Raw genomic sequence first — 19,391 nt, 5'->3', positions numbered from 1 at the left:
CGAGTCGCCCCGGCCATGCTGCCCGCATGGACGGGGCGATTCTGTTTTCCGTGGCCACCGAGAGCCTCGACTTCCTGCACGCCAACGTCGGCGCCGACTGGTCGGCACCGGTGCCCGGGCTGGAGCTCACGGTGGCGGGTGTGGTGGCGCACATCAGCGACTGCCTGCTCTGGTACGGCACCGACCTCGCGGCCGGGCCGCCTGAATTGTCCACTTCGGACGTTCGGGTGCGACCCGACTCGCCGCCCGCGGACCTGGTCCGCACGCTGGGCACCGCCGCCAGGGTGCTGGCCGCGGTTGTCGGCAGCAGCCCGCCCGCGGCGCGCGGCTGGCACCCCTGGGGGCTGGCCGACCCGACCGGCTTCGCCGGGATGGCCTGCGACGAGATCCTGGTGCACACCCGCGACGCCGCGGTGGGACTCGGCGTCGAGTTCACCCCCGACCGCGCGCACGCGCGCGCGACCCTGGACCGACTCTTCCCGTGGGCGCCGCCCGGGGATGACCCGTGGCAGACACTGCTCTGGGCCAACGGCCGCGTGGAGCTGCCCGGCCGGGAGCGGCTGACCGACTGGCGCTGGCACTGCGCCCCGCTGTCGGAGTGGGACGGCACCCAGCCCTAGCGGGCGGGCTCCTCGGCGGCGAGATCAGCGGTGCCAGGCGCAGCGTCGCCATCGAGCTCTGCCGCCGCTCTGCCGCCGTCCTCGGTACCCGCTTCCACGTCCGACACGGGCCGCGAGTCGGCGGCCGCGGACTCATCCGCGATCGGCACGGGTGCGGCGGACTCGTCGGACACCGGCGCCGCGACCTCGGGCGCCGCGGCGGGCTTGGCCCTGGCTGCCGCGGGCAGGGCCGGGCGGTCGCGGTCGCGGACGAGGCGCTGGGAGATGACCTGGGTGATGCCGTCGCCGCGCATGCTGACGCCGTAGAGGGCGTCGGCGATCTCCATGGTCGGCTTCTGGTGGGTGATGATGATCAGCTGCGAGCTCGCCCGCAGCTGCTCCAGCAACCCGATCAGCCGACGCATGTTGGTGTCGTCCAGGGCCGCCTCGACCTCGTCCATCACGTAGAACGGCGACGGCCGGGCGCGGAAGATCGCGACCAGCATGGCCACCGCCACCAGCGACTTCTCCCCGCCGGAGAGCAGCGAGAGGCGCTTGACCTTCTTGCCGGGCGGGCGGGCCTCGACGTCCACGCCGGTGGTCAGCGGGTCGTCCGGGTCGGTGAGGATCATCCGGCCCTCGCCGCCGGGGAAGAGCACGTCGAACACGGTCACGAACTCGCGGGCCACGTCCTCGTAGGCCGAGGTGAAGACCTCGAGGATCTTGTCGTCCACGTCCTTGATCACCGTGAGCAGGTCGCGCCGGGTGTCCTTGAGGTCCTCGAGCTGGGTGGCGAGGAACTTGTAGCGCTCCTCCAGCGCGGCGAACTCCTCCAGCGCCAGCGGGTTGACCTTGCCGAGCAGCGACAGGTCGCGCTCGGCGCGCTTGGCCCGGCGGGCCTGGGTGTCGCGGTCGTAGGGCGAGGAGGGCGGCATCGAGACGTCCTCGCCACGCGCCTTGGCCTCCTCGTACTCGGCGACCTCGGCCGGGCTGGGCGGCACCGGGACGTCCGGGCCGTACTCGGCGACCAGGTCGTCCAGACCGATGCCGAACGTCTCGGCGATCTTGAGCTCCAGCTGCTCGAGCCGGAGCCGCTGCTCGGCGCGCAGCACCTCGTCGCGGTGCACCGCGTCGGTGAGCTTCTCCAGCTCGGTGGACAGCTCGCGGACCTTGCCGCGCACCTCGGTGAGGATCCGCTCGCGGTCGGACCGCTGGGCGGCCACCACGTCGCGGTCCTCGGCGGCGCGGGCCAGCGACCGGGCGATGCGCTCCAGGGCCAGCTCACCGCCGTCGACCACGGCCTGGGCGATGGTGGCACCGCGTTTGCGCGACTCCATCGCCCGGGAGGCCCGCTCCCGGGCCTCCCGCTCGGCGCGGGCCGCGCGGCGCAGCTGGTCGGCCTTGCCCTGCAACGCCCGGTGGCGCTCCTCGGCGGTGCGCAGCGACAGCCGGGTGTCCATCTCCTCTTGGCGGGCGCCGGCCAGGGCAGCGGTGTACTCGTCGCGCTCGGCGGAGTCCGGCTCGTTGTCCATCGGCTCTTCGGAGACGACGGCGAGCCGCTCCTCCAGGTCCGCGAGCTTGGTCATCGCCTCTTCGCGCGCCAGCTCGACCTTCGTGCGCTGGTTGAGGGCCCGCTCGACCTCGGCCTCGGCAGTGCGCAGCGCCTGCCGCATCCGGTTCAACCGCTCCGAGGAGCGCGCGGCGCGCACCTTGCCCTCGTTGACCGCTTCCTTGGCCGCGTCGACATCTACGCGGCGCGCCTGCTGCTCGGCGCGCGCGCCTTCCAGCGCGGCGGAGGCGTGTTCCTGGGCACGTTCGGCGGCGGCCAGCTTGGCGTTGGCCTCGTCGACCGCGGCTTGGACCTCGATCACGCTCTGCGCGCGCTCGGACCCGCCGATCGCCCAGTGCGCACCGAGGACATCCCCCTCGGCGGTGACGGCACGCAGCTGCGGGTGCTCGGCGACCAACGCCTGTGCCTCGGGCAGGCTCTCGACGACGGCCAACTGGTCAAGCGCTTGGTGGACAGCGGGCAGCAGGGCCTGCGGCGCCTGCACGAGGTCGACCGCCCAGCGCGCGCCCGCGGGCAGCACCGGCCAGCTCCCCCGGTCCAGCGCCGCGGCCGGTCCACCGATGAGCACGCCCGCGCGGCCGCCGTCGCCGGCGCGCAGCATGCGCAGGGCGTCCACGGCACCGTCCGGGTTCGCCACCGCGACCGCGTCGGCCACCGGCCCCAGCGCGGCGGCCAAGGCAGCCTCCGCGCCGGGCTCGACGGTCAAGAGCGCGGCGACCGAGCCCAGCAATCCGGGCAACCGGTCGGCGGCGGCGAGCAGGGCACCGGCGCCGTCCTTGCGGGACAGGCCCAGGGACAGCGCGTCGACCCGGGCCCGCCAGGAGGCGATGTCCCGCTCGGCCTGCCGTTCGGCGCGGACCAGCTCGTCGACCCGGGCCCGGGCCACGTCGTTGGCCGCGACGGCCCGCTGGTGGCGCTCGAGCAGGCCCGCGTCGTCGGTGTCCTCGACCCCGGTCTCCTCCTGGGAGACGGCCAGTTCCTCGGCGGCGAACTCGGCGCGCTCCCTGGCCTCGCCGAGGGAGTAGGACAGCCGCTCGATCTCCTCGCCGGTGGCGTTCGCCTTGCTGCGCAGCGCCTCGACCTGCCCCGCCAGCCGGGCTAGGCCCTCGCGGCGGTCGGCGATCGCGCGGACGGCGGCCAGGTGGGCCTTCTCCGCGGCCTGCACCATCCGCTCCAGCTCGGCACGCCGCTCGGTGGACTCGGCCAGCGCGTAGCGCGCCTCGGCGACCGCCTCGAACAGCTCGGCCTCGCGCATCGCGGTGTGCTCGGCCTCCTCTTCCATCTCCTCGGGGTCGCGCCCCCCGCGGGGGGCCTCCACCGAGGCGGACAGGTGCCGCGCGCGCTCGACGGCCAGGCGGACCGTGCCACGCAGCCGCTCCTCCAGCGCGGAGAGGCGGTACCAGGTCTCCTGCGCGGCGGCGAGCATCGGCGCGTCGACGGCGAGCTGGTCCTCCAGCTCGGTCTGCCGGGCCTGCCCGATCTCCAACGCCTGCTCGACCTCGGCGCGCTTGCGCCGGGCGGTGGCCTCGTCGGCCTGGTCGCGGGCGATGTCGCCGCGCTGGGTGACCAGGTCGTCGGCGTGCAGCCGCAGCCGGGAGTCGCGCAGCTCGGACTGCACCGACTGGGCCTTGCGGGCGATCTCGGCCTGCTTGCCCAGCGGCTTGAGCTGGCGGCGCAGCTCGGCGGTGAGGTCGTTGAGCCGGGTCAGGTTGGCCTGCATCGCGTCGAGCTTGCGGAGGGCCTTCTCCTTGCGCTTGCGGTGCTTGAGGACGCCCGCGGCCTCCTCGATGAACGCGCGGCGCTCCTCGGGCTTGGACTCCAGGATCGCGGCGAGCTGGCCCTGGCCGACGATCACGTGCATCTCGCGGCCGATGCCGGAGTCCGAGAGCAGCTCCTGGACGTCCATCAGCCTGCAGCCCTGGCCGTTGATCTCGTACTCGCTGGCGCCGTCACGGAACATCCGGCGGGTGATCGACACCTCGGCGAACTCGATCGGCAGCGCGCCGTCGGCGTTGTCGATGGTGAGGGTGACCTCGGCGCGCCCCAGCGCCGCGCGGCCGGTCGTGCCCGCGAAGATGACGTCTTCCATCTTGCCGCCGCGCAGGCCCTTGGCGCTGCCCTCGCCCATCACCCAGCGCAGCGCGTCGAGCACGTTGGACTTGCCGGACCCGTTGGGCCCCACCACGCAGGTGATGCCGGGCTCGAACTTGAGGGTCGTCGCCGAGGCGAAGGACTTGAACCCCTTCAGCGTCAGGCTCTTCAGGTGCACGAGGCAGAACCTTCCGGGTACGGGACAGCCGTCGTTATCCGGCTGAGACTACCGGTGGACTCGGCCGTGCCCCGGCAGGTGGGGCGGCGTGCCGGTCAGGAGGGCGCCGGGACGTCGACCAGCACGACGTCGTCGTCGGTGACCACCTCGACCCGCGAGATCCGGGTCAGGTCGATCGAGGTGCTGCCCGGGATCGACTCGCCCTGCACGTAGCTGGTGGCCCACCAGCCCGCGACCTCGCGGTAGCCGTCGCGCCCGCGCACGACCAGCTTGCACGGCTTGCCCGCGGGCACGTCGTGCAGGCGGATCTTGACCTCCGTGCCCCAGGCCCGGTCGGTGAGGTCGACGTCGGCGCGCACCCCGCTGGCGGGGTCGGTGGCCGTCCAACTGACCATGACCGCGGCCGGGGTGACCTGGCGGTGCGCGTCCTCGTAGAGGAACACCGTGCCCACCGACAGGGCGAGCGCAACGGCGCCCACCAGCGCGTACCGCCTGCCGCGGCGCGGCCGGTCCAGGTGGTTGGGCACCGGCGGCGAGGCGGGCTGGCGCGGGATCGGCCCGGTGTCCTCAGCGCTGTTCTTCCCGGCGCTGTTCTTCCCGGCGCTGTTCTTCCCTGCGCTGGCCTCTTCGGCCCTGCTGTCCTCGGTCCAGTCCCAGTCGGCCCAGTCCGGTTCGTCGTCGAACCGCGGTTCGGCGAACCCCTGCGGGCCCACTGCGGCGTCCTCGGAGTCCTCGAAGTCCTCGACGCGGATGCGGTGCAGCAGCCCGGGCACCGGCGAGAGCCGGACGAGCTCGCCCCGGCAGGCGTCGCAGCCGCTGACGTGCGCCTCGAACGCCGAGCGCTCGGCGGGGTCGAGGGCGCCGAGCAGGTAGGCGCCGAGGGAGAGGGTGCGGGCACAGGTCACAGCTCCGTCACCCCCCGCTCCTCCAGTGCGTCGCGCAGGGCGCGCAGCGCGTAGAACGAGCGCGACTTGACCGTGCCCGCCGGGATGCCCAGGACCTTGGCGGCCTCGGCGACGGTGTGCCTGCGGTAGAACAGCTCGGCGATCACGGCGCGGTGGTCGCGGGAGAGCGCGCGCATCGCCTCGGCCACCTGCCAGCCCTGCAGCACCTGCTCGAACTGGTCGCCGGTACGCGGCAGGTCGGTGCCCTCGATCGGGACCTCGGCGACCCGCGCGCTCTGCCTGCGGTAGCCGGAGATCACCAGGTTCTTGGCGACCGTGTACAGCCAGGGGCCCGCCTTGTCGGCCTCGAGCGAGTCGGCGTGGCGCCACGCCCGCAACAGTGTCTCCTGCACGACATCCTCGGCGCGCTGGTGGTCTCCGCCGACCGCGCGCAGGACGTACCCGTGCAGCGGTCGCCGGTATCGGCTGTAGAGCTCGCGGACGAACTGGTCGCCCCGCTCCGGGGTGCTCCCCACGTTCAGGCCCTACGCCTCCCACGGTCGGACGGTTCACTGTGGACCCGGCCACTCAACGTTCGACGAACCCCGTCAGGTTCCCCTTCGCCGCCGCCCACTGCTCGACCACCGCCGCCACGGTGCCCGGCGTCCCGCCCGACCGGAGTTCGACCAGCAGGTCGGCGCACCGCGCGCGGGGTCCCTCGGCGACCACCTCGACCCGGCCGTCGGCGGCGTTGCGAGCCCAGCCGACCAGCCCGAGGCCCAGCGCCCGCGAGCGCGTCCACCAGCGGAAACCCACGCCCTGCACGGTGCCCCGCACCCAGGCGGTCAACCGCACGTCCTCCTGCTCCGACACGGGCCCATGGTGGCACGGGCCCGTGTCGGAGGCGGTCAGGCGGTGGCGGTCAGGCGGTGGCGATCGTCGGGGCGTCGACCGCCCAGTACCAGTTGTTCACACCGCCGGCTAGGCGCCAGGTGACGGTCATCTTCGCGGCGCCCGCGGGGACGGCCACCCGGAGCGACTCGATCTTGGCGATGGCGTCGCCGGTGGAGGTGAGCACGGTGCGGGCGGCACCACCGTCGAAGGACACCGAGACCGTGGCGGTCTCATTGCCCTCCTTGCGGTAGTGCGAGCTGAAGCCGATAGTCGCGGTGCTCTTGCCCGCGACCGGGTACGCGGGGGAGGTCAGCGAGCTGTTGAACGAACCGGAGTAGCTCTTGTCAGCCCACTCGTCGGAGTCGGCGACGGCGAACACGCCGCGGGCGCGCACGTTGGTCTCGCGGCTCTGGCCCGTCTCGGTCCGGGTCCAGAACTCGTCGGTGGCGAACGACCAGCCGCGCCACTCGCTGACGCCGCCGGTGCCCAGGCCGGTGTTGTCGATCGACCAGCCCGCCGGGGTGGCCTTGGTCCAGCCGCGGACCGAGGCCGGGATGCCGGTCTCGTCGACCCGGGCGCCGAGCGCACCGATCAGGGTGTCGAATGGGTCGTCGGTGGCGGTGCCGAGGACCTTGCCGTCGAGCGCGGCCGGGATGGCCACGCCGTGCAGCGCGAGCACCGTGGCGGCCACGTCGACGTTCTTCGGCGCCACCGCGGGCGTGCCGGGGGTGACCCCCGGGCCGGTGCGGATGATCAGCGACGAGCGCTCCGGCGGGGTGGCGCCGCCGTGGCCGCCCGCGTCGGTGTGGCCGTGGTCGGCGCTGACCAGGTAGGTCCAGTCCTCGTCGGCGTAGGTCGGCCGGGCCTTGACCGCGTCGATGAGCTGCTTGACCCGGCGGTCGGTGGTCGCGATCGCGTTCAGGTAGCAGGTGGACGCGGCACCGCAGCTGTGGCCCGCGGCGTCGACGTCGTCGAGCACGACCACGCTCGCGTCCGGGCCGACGTCGCGCAGCCGGGCGGCGGCGCGGTCGGTGGTGTCGGTGTCGTTGGCGCCGTTGACCCGCAGGTCGACCGACCCGGAGAAGATCGCCTTGCCCGCGGAGTCGTCGACCAACGGGTCCCAGGTGGCCGCGGCGAAAGTGGACAGGCCGGGCTTGGCCTGCTCCAACCGGGTGAGGAAGTCGGGGTAGGTCGCCAGGTTGGTCGTGGTGCCCCAGCTGTTGCTGAGCACCCGGTGCTTGTCTGGCCAAGTTCCGGTGGCCAGCGTGGCCCACCCGGGACCGGACAGCGTGGGCGCCATCGGGTTGGCGTACAGGGTGGTCTTGGCTGCCGATCCCGAGGCGATCAGACCATCCAGGGTCGGCGCGTCCGCCGGGGCGATCTTGTCGAAGAGCAGGCCATCTATGCCGATGAACAGGACTTTCTGCGGGTGGGCCGCAGCGTGGCCGACGGTCGGGGCGGCCAGGGTGCCGACGAAGGCCGCGAGGCCGACGACGACGGCTGACAGGGTGGTTCGCCGCAAGGGGTTCCTCCAGGTACTGGGGTCCGGCGAGTACCGCGCTAGCCTGCCTGTACAGACAAGTGGTGGACAACAACCGGCGATCGGGCGGGCGCGGAACGTCCGGTGAACAACCAGCGCCCCGTGCCCGGTATTCACTGGATTGACCGGGTGGTTCGACCGGCGTCCCACGCCGGGTGGTACGTTGCCGCGCCGACAAGCCTTGTGCTGCGTCAGGGAGGTAGGACCCGCATGTCCGAGCCGATCGACCCCGTCGAGGAGTCCGCACCCGGCAGCGGCCAGCGCCGCGCGCCCTACGCGATCCTGGGTGTGGCGGGGATCGTGCTCTCCACCGTGTTCGCGGCCGTGGCGGCGCTCGCCACCGGCGAGAGCGACGCGGGATCCCCGGGGAACCAGCAGGTGAAGGTCGTGGCGACCACGACCACGACGACCACGTCGAGCGCTCCGACCACCACGTCGGAGACCACCACCACCGACACGACGACCACCACCACGCCGGAGACGACGACCACCACCGTCCCCGTCGAGCCGGGCACCACGACGACCACGACGACCACCAAGCGGCCCGCCCCGGGGAACACCACGACCACCCAGCCGAAGCCGCCGACGACCACGACGACCACCACCACCCGGACGTCCCAGTCGTCACCCCCGCCGACCACGACCACCACGACGGCCCCGTCGTCACCCCCGCCCAGCGGCTGACACGTTCCGTGCGGACGGGGATCCGCGATTCACCCGTTAGTGGTACGTTGCCGAACCGTGACACGACGTCGTCGGACCGGAGTGGTACCCGCCGTGCTCGTGGCCCTCGCGGTTGGGGCCGGAACGGCCGGGGTGAGCACGGTGGTGTCCGCCCCGCAGGTGGCCGACGGCACCCCCGACCAGGTCGCCCTCGACGTGCTGGAGCGCACCACCACCCCCACGCCCTCGGCGCCCACGACAGCTGACCCCTCGGCGTCGCCGACCGGCACCCCACCCAGCTCCACCGCCGAGCCCACGACGACGACCACCACCCCGAGCGCGGCGCCGACCACCAGTGCGCCGAGCACGACTGCGACCACGCAGCCGAAACCCACGGCGACCGCGACCACGGTGGTCAAGCCGACGACCACGGCGCCCAAACCGCCTGCGGACACCTCGATGCCGGGCCAGGTCTTGGCGATCACCAACGACGAGCGCGCCAAGGCTGGCTGCGCGCCACTGGCCATCGACGCCCGGCTCAACGCGGCGGGGCAGGGGCACAGCGAGGACATGGCGGCGCAGAACTACTTCTCGCACACCAGCCTGGACGGGCGCACCTTCGTCGACCGCGCCAAGGCGGCCGGGTACCCGAGCCCGGGCGCGGAGAACATCGCCAAGGGGCAGCGCACGGCCGCCCAGGTGATGAGCGCGTGGATGGGGTCGTCTGGGCACCGGGCGAACATCTTGAACTGCGGGCTGAAGACGATGGGGCTGGGGTTCGTGGCCAACGGGTTCTATTGGACGCAGGTGTTCGGGCGGTAGTTTCGGGCTCTTCGGGGTGCCCGGGAATGCGGTGTGCTCGATCTGGTGGACTTGCTTTGTCTGGGGCCCCTAAGAAAAGAGGCGCCGTGGGTAAAGCGGGTGGGAAAGGGATACCCACCGCCTGGGCCAGGCTAGCGCCTCTTTTCTCCCCAGACAAAGCAAGTCCACCAGATCGAGCATTATGTTGTGGGAGTTGCGTTCCAGCGGGGGCGGGCAGGACGGGTTGATGTTGAGGTGGAGCGGGATGGGGTTGGCATTCCGGCAGGGTGGGTGCCGCAGTTCCGGGACAGGAACTAGAGCTCGAAGCGGTAGCCCATTCCTGGTTCGGTGATCAGGTGTGCGGGGCGGGCGGGGTTCGGTTCCAGTTTGCGGCGCAGTTGGGCCATGTAGACGCGTAGGTAGTGCGACTCGTTGGCGTAGGCGGGTCCCCAGACCTCTTGCAGCAGTTGCTTCTGCGCGACCAATCGGCCCCGGTTGCGGACCAGCACCTCCAGCATTCCCCATTCGGTGGGCGTCAGGTGCACCTCCGCTTCCGCGCGCCAGACCTTCTTGGCGGCGAGGTCGACGGTGAACGAGCTGGTCTCGACGACGGCCTGTTCGGTGCCGGGGACCGATGCGGCGCCACGGCGGACGGCCGCGCGGAGGCGGGCGAGGAGTTCGTCCATGCCGAAGGGTTTGGTGACGTAGTCGTCGGCGCCCGCGTCGAGTGCGCGGACCTTGTCGGCGGAGTCGGTGCGGGCGGACAGGACGATGATCGGTACCGCCGTCCAGCCGCGCAGGCCCTCGATGACCTCGGCGCCGTCGATGTCGGGTAGGCCGAGGTCCAGGACGACCACGTCCGGTCTGCCCTCGGCTGCCGCGCGCAGGGCGGCGGTGCCGTCGTGGGCGGTGAGGACGTCGTAGCCGCGGGCGGTGAGGTTGATCCGCAGGGCGCGGACGATCTGCGGTTCGTCGTCGACGACGAGCACCTTGGTCACGGGACCTCCACCGGTAGCGACACCACCACGGTAAGCCCGCCGCCCGGGGTGTCCTCGGCGCGGATGGTGCCGCCCATCGCCTCGGTGAAGCCCTTGGCCACCGACAGGCCCAGTCCGACGCCGGGGGTGGCGTCGCGGTCGCCGAGGCGCTGGAACGGGGCGAAGGCGGTGTCGGCGGTCCCCTTGGGCAGGCCGGGGCCGTGGTCGACGACGCGCAGCTCGGCGCGGTCGGCGTGCACGCTGGCCCGAATCGCGACCTCGGGGCCGCCGTGCCGCAGGGCGTTGTCCACCACGTTGGCGACCACCCGTTCGAGCAGGCCCGGGTCGGCGAGCACCGGCGGGAGCAGCTCGTCGACGTCGACCTCGACGCCCGCCCAGCCGTCCAGCCCGGCCAGGGCGCGGGCGACGACCTCGTCGTAGGTCACGGCGCGCAGGCTGGGTGCGACGGCGCCGGTGGCCAGGCGGGAGGAGTCGAGCAGGTTGTCGACCAGGCCGGTGAGCCGGTCGGCGGACTCCTCGACGGTCGCCAGCAACTCCGCTGTGTCCTCTTCAGACAGTTGGAGATCGGGGGCGCGCAGGCTCCCCGCAGCGGCCTTGATCGAGGTCAGCGGCGTGCGCAGGTCATGACCGACGGCGGAGAGCAGGGCGGTGCGCAGTTCGGTGGTCTCCGCGCGGCGACGGGCGGTGTCGGTTTCGACGGCCATCCGCTGCTGCCGGAGGGCTAAGAGAGCCTGACCCGCAACGGCTTCCAGGACGCCTCGGTCTGAAGCGGGGAGTCTGCGGCCGCGCAGTGCTAAGTGGACCTCTTGGGTTACCGGCACATCCACGTCTGCCTCGTCCGGTTCGTCGCACGGTGACGGCCCGGTACACGCGACCCGATGCCACTTGCCGTCCCGTTTCTCCAAGAGGGCCACGGAAGTGAGGGAGAAATTCTCCTGCACCTTCTCCAGCAAGCGCTCTAGAGGGTGTGGGTGAGTGAGTACGGTGCGCGCGTAAGAGGCCAGAAGTGCAGCCTCCGTACGGGCCCGCGCTGCCTGCGTTGCGCGCCGCGCGGCGGTGTCGACCACAAGAGCGACCAGGACAGCGACAACGACCATCGCGACCAAGGTGACGACGTTCTGCTGTGCGTTGACCGTCAGCGTGTAGAGCGGTTCAGTGAAGAAGAAGTTCAAGAGCACGCCGGAAAGCACTGACGCCAGCAACGCCGGACCGAGCCCGCCGACGAGCGCAACCGCAACAGTCGCGAGGACGTAGTCGACCACGTTGGTCGACAGGATCAGTTCCTCGCGCAGCACCACACCGATCAACGTCGCCAAGGCGGGCGCGGTCAGCGCCAACGTCCACCCGATGGCCCGACGCGTGGGCGCGAGCGGGCTCCCGGTGAGCCGCGCGCGCAGACCGTCACCGGACTCGTCGTGGGTAACCATGTGCACGTCGATCGGACCGGAGCGGCTGACGACGGCCGCGCCGATGCCCTCGTCGAACAACCGCGCCATCCGTGAGCGGCGGGAGGTGCCGATGACGAGTTGCGTCGCGTTGACACCGCGGGCGAAGTCCAGCAGCGCGACGGGCACGTCGTCGCCCACCACCGAGTGGAAGGTGGCGCCGACGTCCTCGGCGAGTGTCCGGTAGCGCGCGGTCTCCTGCGGCGCTATCCCCGCGAGACCGTCACCGCGCAGCACGGTCAGCACCATCAGCTCCGCGCCCGCCCGCGCGGCGATCCGGCTACCGCGGCGGATCAGGGTCTCGCTCTCCGGGCCACCGGTGATCGCCACGACGACCCGCTCGCGCGCCTCCCAGGTGTCGGTGATCTGCTGCTCGGCCCGGTAGCGGCGCAGCGCGACGTCCACCTGGTCGGCCACCCACAGCAGCGCCAGCTCGCGCAGCGCGGTGAGGTTGCCGGGCCGGAAGTAGTTGCCCAGCGCGGCGTCGATCCGCCGGGCCGGGTAGACGTTGCCGTGCGCGAGCCTGCGGCGCAGTGCCTCCGGGGTGATGTCGACCAGCTCGATCTGCTCGGCCCGGCGCACCACCTCGTCGGGCACGGTCTCCTGCTGCGGCACGCCGGTGATCCGCTCGACGACGTCGTTGAGGCTCGCCAGGTGCTGCACGTTGACCGTCGAGAGCACATCGATGCCCGCCGCGAGGAGCTCCTCGACGTCCTGCCACCGCTTGGCGTTGCGCGAGCCGGGCACGTTGGTGTGCGCGAGTTCGTCGACCACGGCCACCTCCGGCGCACGCGCCAGCACCGCATCGATGTCGAGCTCCTCCAGGGCGTGCCCGCGGTGCTCGGTGTGCCTGCGCGGCAGTACCTCCAGGCCGTCGACCAGGGCCGCGGTCTTGTCCCGCCCGTGCGTCTCGACCAGGGCGACGACCACGTCGGTCCCGCGTTCGACCCGCCGGTGCGCCTCACCGAGCATCGCGAACGTCTTGCCCACGCCGGGCGCCGCGCCGAGGTAGATGCGCAGCTCTCCCCGGCGCGGCGGCTGTCCTGCCACTTCGCTCCCTACCCCTGGGCCTTGACCGCGAGGTTGAGGCCCAGCACGTTGACCGTCGGCTCCCCGACGAAGCCCAGCCCCCGGCCGGAGGTGTGCTCGGCGACCAGGGCCCGCACCCGATCCTCGGTCAGCCCGCGCACCCGCGCCACCCTGGGCACCTGGAGCTCGGCGTAGGCCGGGCTGATGTCGGGGTCGAGCCCGGAGGCCGAGGCGGTCACCGCGTCGGCGGGGACCTTGGCCGGGTCGACGCCCTCGCGCTTGGCGATGAGGTCGACCCGCTCCTGGACCTTGGCCACCAGGTCGGCGTTGCCGGTCGCCTTGTTGGATCCGCCCGAGGTCTTCGGGTCGCCCGGGCCGAGGGCGTCGGTGGAGCCCGCCGAGGGCCGGTTGTGGAACCACGGGTCGTTCGCCGGGTCGCTCGCGACCGGGTCGCGGCCGATGAGCTCGGAGCCGACCGCGGTGCCGTTGACGGTCACCACCGACCCCTCCGCGTTCGCCTCGAGCCCCGGGAGCCTGCTGACCGTCCACACCGCGAGCGGGTAGAGGACGCCGGTGATCACGGTGAGCAGGAGCAGCATCCGCAATCCGGCGGCGCTCTGCTTGAACAGCTGGGTCATGGCGTCACATTCCCGGGAGGAGTCGGACGAGCAGGTCGATCAGCCAGATCCCGGCGAACGGCGTCACGATGCCGCCGAGGCCGTAGACCAGCAGGTTGCGCCGCAGCAGCGCCTGGGCGCCCGCGGGCCGGTAGCGCACGCCGCGCAGCGCCAGCGGGATCAGCCCGACGATGACCAGCGCGTTGAAGATCACCGCGGACAGGATCGCCGAGTTGGGCGAGTGCAGGTGGGTGATGTTGAGCTTGTCCAGCTGCGGGTAGACCGCGGCGAACATGGCGGGCAGGATCGCGAAGTACTTGGCCAGGTCGTTGGCGATGCTGAAGGTGGTCAGCGCGCCGCGGGTGATCAGCAGCTGCTTGCCGATCTCGACGACCTCGATCAGCTTGGTGGGGTCGGAGTCGAGGTCGACCATGTTGCCCGCCTCCTTGGCGGCCATGGTCCCGCTGTTCATCGCCACGCCCACGTCGGCCTGGGCCAGCGCGGGGGCGTCGTTGGTGCCGTCGCCGGTCATCGCGACCAGCCGCCCACCCTCCTGCTCCTTGCGGATCAGGGCCATCTTGTCCTCGGGCTTGGCCTCGGCGAGGAAGTCGTCGACGCCCGCCTGCCCGGCGATGGCCTTGGCGGTCAGCGCGTTGTCGCCGGTGATCATGACCGTCCTGATGCCCATCGCACGCAGTTCGGCGAACCGCTCGCGCATGCCGGGTTTGACCACATCGGACAGCCGCACCACACCGCGCACCACCGGGCCCTCGGCCACCACGAGCGGCGTGCCGCCCTCGGCCGCGATCCGGTCGACGATCTCGTGCACCTCGTCGGGGACGACACCGCCCTGCTCGCCCACCCACGCGCGCACCGCGCTGGCGGCGCCCTTGCGGATCTGCCTGCCGCCGATGTCGATGCCGCTCATCCGGGTCTGCGCGGTGAACGGGACGGACTCCCCCGCCCGCTCGGCCTGGGTCGGTTCGGCGGGCAGACCGTGCTCGGCGACGCACAACTCGACGATGCTGCGGCCTTCCGGCGTGCCGTCGGCCAGGCTGGACAACCGCGCGGCGGCGGCCAGGTCCGCGGCGGTGGCGGTGCCGACCGGGAACAGCTCGGTGGCCCGGCGGTTGCCGAAGGTGATGGTGCCGGTCTTGTCCAGCAGCAGCGTGCTGACGTCACCGGCCGCCTCGACCGCGCGGCCGGAGGTGGCCAGGACGTTGCGCTGCACCAGGCGGTCCATGCCCGCGATGCCGATCGCGGACAGCAGCGCGCCGATCGTGGTGGGGATCAGGCAGACGAGCAGCGCGGTCAGCACCGTCACCGACTGCCGCGAGCCGGAGTAGGTCGACATCGGCTGCAGCGCCACGACGGCGAGCAGGAAGATGATCGTCAGCGTGGACAGCAGGATGGTGAGCGCGATCTCGTTCGGGGTCTTCTGCCGCTGCGCGCCCTCGACGAGCGCGATCATCCGGTCCACGAAGGACTCGCCGGGCTTGGTGGCGATCTGGACCACGATCCGGTCGGAGAGCACCGTGGTGCCGCCGGTGACCGCCGACCGGTCGCCGCCGGACTCGCGGATCACCGGCGCGGACTCGCCGGTGATGGCCGACTCGTCGACGGTGGCGATGCCCTCGACGATGTCGCCGTCGCCGGGGATCACCTCGCCCGCCTCGACCACGACCCGGTCGCCGACGCGCAGCAGGGCGCCGGAGACGAGTTCCTCGCCGCCCTCGACCAGCCTGCGGGCCATCGTGTCGCGCTTGGTGCGGCGCAACGACTCCGCCTGCGCCTTGCCCCGGCCCTCGGCCACCGCCTCGGCCAGGTTCGCGAAGAGCACGGTGAACCACAGCCAGATCGCGACCGCGATGGTGAATCCGCTCGGCTCGGCGACCGCGAACACGGTCACCAGCAGCGAGCCCACCCACACCACGAACATGACGGGGTTGCGCGCCTGGTGGCGCGGGTCGAGCTTGCGCAGCGCGTCCGGCAGCGAGGTGAGCAGCTGCCGGGGGTTGAACACACCCGCGCCGACGCGGCCGGTGTTCGCCGTGGGCGCGGCCTCGGGTTCGGTGTGCCGCAGGGTTTCGGTGGTGGTCACGCCAGTGCCTCCGCGATGGGACCGAGCGCGAGCGCCGGGATGAAGGTGAGGGCCGCGACGAGCACGACTGTGCCGCCGAGCATGGTGGCGAACAACGGGCCGGTGGTGGGGAGCGTGCCCGCGGTGCGCGGCACGGTCTTCTGCGCGGCCAGCGAGCCCGCGAGGCAGAGCACGGCCAGGATCGGGATGAACCGGCCGAACAGCATGCACAGCCCGAGCGTGGTCTGGAACCAATCACTGGTGACGGTGATGCCCGCGAACGCGCTGCCGTTGTTGTTGCCGGCCGAGGCGTAGGCGTAGAGCACTTCGGACAGTCCGTGTTCGCCCGGGTTGTTCAGGACTCCCGTGGTGGCGGGCAGGACCAGCGCGGCGCCCGCGCCGAGGAGCACCACGGTCGGCATCGCGAGCATGGCGATGGCCGCGCAGGTGACCTCGCGCCTGCCCAGCTTCTTGCCGAGGTACTCCGGGGTGCGGCCGACCATCAGGCCCGCCAGGAACATGGCGATCACGGCCATGATCAGGATGCTGTAGAGGCCGGTGCCCACGCCGCCCGGCGTCAGCTCGCCGAAGAGCATGTTGAGGATGGTGCCGCCGCCACCGAGGCCGGTGAAGCTGTCGTGCATGGCGTTGACCGCGCCGGTGGAGGTGCCGGTGGTGGCGTTGGCGAACAGGGCGGACCCGGCGATGCCGAACCGCTGTTCCTTGCCCTCCATGGCCGCGCCCGCGAGCAGCGCCGCCGGCCCGTTGGGGTGCGCCTCGGCCCACCAGATCACCGCGAGCATGGCGCCCCAGATGGCGCCCATCACCGAGAGCAGCACGTACCCGTGCCTGCGGTTGCCCGCCAAGACGCCGAAGGTGCGGGTCAGGCTGACCGGGATGACCATGATCAGGAAGATCTCGACCAGGTTGGTCCAGCCGTTGGGGTTCTCGAAGGGGTGCGCGGAGTTGGCGTTGAAGACACCGCCGCCGTTGGTGCCCAGTTCCTTGATGGCCTCCTGGCTCGCGGTGGGCGCCAGCGCGATCGTGCTGCTGGAGCCGTCCGGGTTCACCACGTCCACACCGGACTTGAGGCTCATCGTGACGCCCAGCGCCACGAGCACGATGGCCGAGATGAAGGCCATCGGCAGCAGGACGCGGATCGTGCCGCGCACCAGGTCGACCCAGAAGTTGCCGATCCGGTCGGTGCCGGAGCGGGTGAACCCGCGCACCAGCGCGACGGCCACCGCCATGCCGACCGCGGCGGACAGGAAGTTCTGCACCGTCAGGCCGACCATTTGGACGGTGTGGCCCATGGTCGACTCGGGGACGTAGGACTGCCAGTTGGTGTTGGTGACGAAGCTGATCGCGGTGTTGAACGCGACGCCGACCGGCACCGGACCGCGGCCGAAGTCCAGCGGCAGCAGGGATTGCAGGCGCTGCAGCAGGAACAGCAGGATCACCGACACCGCGGAGAACCCGAGCACCGCGGACGCGTAGGTCTTCCAGTGCTGCTGCGACCCGGGGTCGACCCGGGTCACCCGGTAGACGGCTTTCTCGACCCGCCAGTGCTTCTCCGACGAGTAGACCTTGGCCATGTGGTCGCCCAGCGGCTTGTAGACCACCGCGAGCGCGACGAGGAGCAGGCCGAGCTGCAGCAGGCCCGGCATCAGAACTTCTCCGGGCGGATCAGCGCGACGAACAGGTACACGACCAGGGCGAGCGCGAGCACACCGCCGACGACGTTCGCGATCACAGCTTCTCCAGCCCGCGCAGGGTGAGCGCGAGGGCCAGGAAACCGCCGACTAACAGGGCGGCGTAGGCCAGGTCGGCCATCGGGTTTCCCCTCTCCACCGGACCGCCCCGGTGGCGGCCCGACCGTGGGAGAGCGTGCTCTTCCCACGGCCGGGCTTGAGGGAACCTGACGGCTCCTTGACGTGCCGACCAGCCGCTTTTACGCCGTCTTGACGGCGCCGTGACCGCGGTTACCCGGTCGTGGTCGGGGGTGCGGTGGTCGTGGGTGCAGTGGTGGTTGGCGCAGTGGTCGTGGGCGCCGTGGTGGGCGCCGACGGCGTGGCGGTGACCGAGGGCGTGGTCGTGATCGAGGGCGCGGTGGTCGGAGAGGTCGCCGAAGGTGCTCGGCCACCGCTGGGGTTGGGCGGCAGCGGGACGAACGGCAGCCCGGTGCTCTCCACGCAGCGACCGTCGCGGTAGTCGACCTCCGGCAGCGGGAAGCGGTTGCGGTACAGCGGCTCCCGGTACCGCCCGTCACCACAGGTGTCGACCCGCACGTTGAGCGGGTTGCCGTTCTCGTCGTAGAGGTAGAACTCCGGGATCGCCTTGCCGTCGCCGTCCACCGCGTACACATTGGACAGGTAGTCGCCGTCGTGGGTCAGCCCCACCGGCGGGCCCGGGTAGTACCCGTAGTCGCCGCGGGCGGACGAGCTCGCCCCGAACAGCACGGTCGCGACGAGCGCGAGGACCACACCGGTGAGGAAAGCGTTTGCCACCACCGAGACGGGCAGGAACCGGCGATCGGTCCGCGACCGGGGCCCGGCCCAGGAGACGAGCACGGCCACCAGCAGCACGGGCACCGCCGACGACGACCGGGCCGCCAGCACGGCCACCGCGACCAGCAGCACGCGCACCAGCCACCAGGCCGGCCGCAGCGACCGGAAGTAGGCCAGCACGGGCTCGGGCAGCACGGCCACCAGCCCCCGCCCCTTGCGCAGGGCGAACCGGTACTCCGGCAGGGCCTCGATGTCCGCGCGCCGCACCGCACCGGTGAAGATCGACCAGAGCGCGGGGGCCAACAGGATCGCGAACCCGATCAGCGGGGCGAACTTCGCACCGCCACCCCCACCGAAGTTGGCCAACCCGGTGACGAACGCGACCGCGGTGGTGAACCCGGTCATCCAGAACGCGTACCGCGCGGACCAGGTGCGGCGCGCCGGTGTGAGCACGTCGGTGAACGGCGGCGGATACCCACCGGCGGCACGCAGCTCGGCGGCGTAGGCCTCCGGCGTACCCAGCCTCCGCACGACCTCCTCCCCCGTGCCCGCTTCATCGAACACCTCGATCACGTGCGGCTCGACGTCCTCCATGACCTCGGCCAACTCATCACCCGGCAGGTCGGCCAGCGCCGCCCGGACCCGGGCGAGGTAGTCCACCAGCTCCGGGCGCGTCCCGGTCTCGGTGCTCACGCCACGGCCCCCTTCGTCAAGATCCCGTCCAAGGTCTCGGCGAACGCCCGCCAAGCCCGCTCCGACTCCACGAGCCGTTCCCGCCCGGCGTCGTTCACCCCGTAGTACTTCCGATGCGGACCCTCGTCACTGGGCACCACGTAGGAGGTCAGCAACCCGGCCCGGTACAGCCTGCGCAACGTCCCGTAGACGGACGCGTCCCCGACCTCTTCCATCCCCCCACCCCGCAGCCTGCGGAGCACGTCATAGCCGTACCCGTCCTCATCCCTGAGCACAGCCAGCACGGCAAGATCCAGCACACCCTTGAGCAACTGACTGGTGTCCATGCGCCCCCTCCCGGTATCGCGCTGTAAACACTATTGCGCATAGCGCACTACCGCGCAAGACACTGCCCCCTTGGCAAGCCGTCCACCCCAGACCCGCTCCCCACCCGAGCGCTAGCCCGCCCCACCCCACCGACCACAGCCACCCACCGCGCAGCCACCACCGCCGGCGCCTAGGTGCCCCAGGTGCCTTTAAGCGCCCAACTGCTCCCGCGACCGCCGCCCCGGCTCGTCCTGACTCTTCCCTTCCCTCCCTTCCCGGCCCTTCCCGCCCCTTCCCCCCTTTTCCTTTCCTCTTTTCCTTCATCTCTAATTCTCAAGCCCCACCCCACGCAACACCCGCTACGGATGCGCTCGATTCAGTGGACTCACTTCGTGTGGGGGGAGAGCACCGCTAAACTTGCCGTGTGGTGGGGATGCCCTTCACCCGCCCTTTTTTCACCACCGCGGTGCTCTAGGGGCCCCGCACGAAGTGAGTT

General features: G+C 71.8%; 16 protein-coding genes. 2 read left to right on the top strand and 14 right to left on the bottom strand.

What is annotated here, in order from left to right; all coding sequences use genetic code 11:
* The first annotated feature begins 26 nt into the window (after positions 1–26).
* Positions 27–620 (top strand): maleylpyruvate isomerase N-terminal domain-containing protein, encoded by a 594-nt coding sequence (locus tag QSK30_RS32525; RefSeq protein WP_285508841.1) that lies wholly within the window; start codon positions 27–29, stop codon positions 618–620.
* On the opposite strand, the gene smc is transcribed toward QSK30_RS32525, so the two are convergent.
* From smc to QSK30_RS32495, 6 genes are all read right to left on the bottom strand, one after another.
* Positions 617–4,438 (bottom strand): chromosome segregation protein SMC, encoded by a 3,822-nt coding sequence (smc, locus tag QSK30_RS32520; RefSeq protein ID WP_285508838.1) that lies wholly within the window; start codon positions 4,436–4,438, stop codon positions 617–619. The genes QSK30_RS32525 and smc overlap by 4 nt on opposite strands.
* A gap of 95 nt (positions 4,439–4,533) precedes the next feature.
* Positions 4,534–5,343 (bottom strand): anti-sigma factor family protein, encoded by an 810-nt coding sequence (locus QSK30_RS32515; RefSeq protein WP_285508836.1) that lies wholly within the window; start codon positions 5,341–5,343, stop codon positions 4,534–4,536.
* The gene (locus tag QSK30_RS32510; protein ID WP_285508834.1) at positions 5,340–5,858 is read right to left on the bottom strand and encodes a sigma-70 family RNA polymerase sigma factor; all 519 of its coding nucleotides are present in this window, start codon (positions 5,856–5,858) and stop codon (positions 5,340–5,342) included. The genes QSK30_RS32515 and QSK30_RS32510 overlap by 4 nt, the downstream gene beginning before the upstream one ends.
* A 52-nt stretch (positions 5,859–5,910) precedes the next feature.
* Positions 5,911–6,195: an acylphosphatase gene (locus tag QSK30_RS32505; RefSeq protein WP_285508832.1), complete on the bottom strand. Its 285-nt coding sequence runs from the start codon at positions 6,193–6,195 to the stop codon at positions 5,911–5,913.
* A 49-nt stretch (positions 6,196–6,244) separates the two neighbouring features.
* Complete coding sequence (locus QSK30_RS32500; RefSeq protein WP_285508830.1) at positions 6,245–7,738, bottom strand: alkaline phosphatase family protein; 1,494 nt, start codon at positions 7,736–7,738, stop codon at positions 6,245–6,247.
* Between the two features lie 290 nt (positions 7,739–8,028).
* Positions 8,029–8,406, bottom strand: coding sequence for a hypothetical protein (locus QSK30_RS32495; RefSeq protein ID WP_285508829.1), 378 nt, complete (start codon positions 8,404–8,406; stop codon positions 8,029–8,031).
* 91 nt (positions 8,407–8,497) lie between these two features.
* Between QSK30_RS32495 and QSK30_RS32490 the strand changes: the two genes are divergently transcribed.
* Entirely contained in the window at positions 8,498–9,241 is a 744-nt protein-coding gene (locus QSK30_RS32490; protein WP_285508827.1) for a CAP domain-containing protein, read from the top strand.
* Positions 9,242–9,534: 293 nt separating this feature from the next.
* Here QSK30_RS32490 and QSK30_RS32485 read toward each other — a convergent pair whose 3' ends face one another.
* The 8 genes from QSK30_RS32485 to QSK30_RS32450 all read right to left on the bottom strand — a co-directional run bounded on the left by QSK30_RS32485 (position 9,535) and on the right by QSK30_RS32450 (position 18,915).
* Positions 9,535–10,218, bottom strand: a complete 684-nt coding sequence (locus QSK30_RS32485; RefSeq protein WP_285508824.1) for a response regulator — start codon at positions 10,216–10,218, stop codon at positions 9,535–9,537.
* Positions 10,215–12,713, bottom strand: coding sequence for a DUF4118 domain-containing protein (locus tag QSK30_RS32480; protein ID WP_285508822.1), 2,499 nt, complete (start codon positions 12,711–12,713; stop codon positions 10,215–10,217). Before QSK30_RS32480 ends, QSK30_RS32485 begins: the two co-directional genes overlap by 4 nt.
* Positions 12,714–12,721: 8 nt before the next feature.
* A complete protein-coding gene (gene kdpC / locus QSK30_RS32475; RefSeq protein WP_285508820.1) occupies positions 12,722–13,330 on the bottom strand; it encodes a K(+)-transporting ATPase subunit C in 609 nt (202 codons plus the stop codon).
* A 4-nt stretch (positions 13,331–13,334) separates the two neighbouring features.
* A complete protein-coding gene (gene kdpB, locus QSK30_RS32470) occupies positions 13,335–15,410 on the bottom strand; it encodes a potassium-transporting ATPase subunit KdpB (RefSeq protein ID WP_502871923.1) in 2,076 nt (691 codons plus the stop codon).
* Positions 15,407–17,056 (bottom strand): potassium-transporting ATPase subunit KdpA, encoded by a 1,650-nt coding sequence (kdpA, locus tag QSK30_RS32465; protein ID WP_285508818.1) that lies wholly within the window; start codon positions 17,054–17,056, stop codon positions 15,407–15,409. Before kdpA ends, kdpB begins: the two co-directional genes overlap by 4 nt.
* Positions 17,056–17,142: a K(+)-transporting ATPase subunit F gene (gene kdpF, locus QSK30_RS32460; protein WP_285508877.1), complete on the bottom strand. Its 87-nt coding sequence runs from the start codon at positions 17,140–17,142 to the stop codon at positions 17,056–17,058. Before kdpF ends, kdpA begins: the two co-directional genes overlap by 1 nt.
* Positions 17,143–17,371: 229 nt before the next feature.
* Positions 17,372–18,589: a DUF1700 domain-containing protein gene (locus tag QSK30_RS32455; RefSeq protein WP_285508816.1), complete on the bottom strand. Its 1,218-nt coding sequence runs from the start codon at positions 18,587–18,589 to the stop codon at positions 17,372–17,374.
* Entirely contained in the window at positions 18,586–18,915 is a 330-nt protein-coding gene (locus tag QSK30_RS32450) for a PadR family transcriptional regulator (protein WP_285508814.1), read from the bottom strand. Before QSK30_RS32450 ends, QSK30_RS32455 begins: the two co-directional genes overlap by 4 nt.
* Between the last annotated feature and the right edge of the window lie 476 nt (positions 18,916–19,391).

Source organism: Actinokineospora sp. NBRC 105648, assembly GCF_030269645.1.
Lineage (GTDB): Bacteria > Actinomycetota > Actinomycetes > Mycobacteriales > Pseudonocardiaceae > Actinokineospora.
Note: the sequence above shows the minus strand (reverse complement) of the source record. Positions and strands in the feature narration are given on the sequence as shown.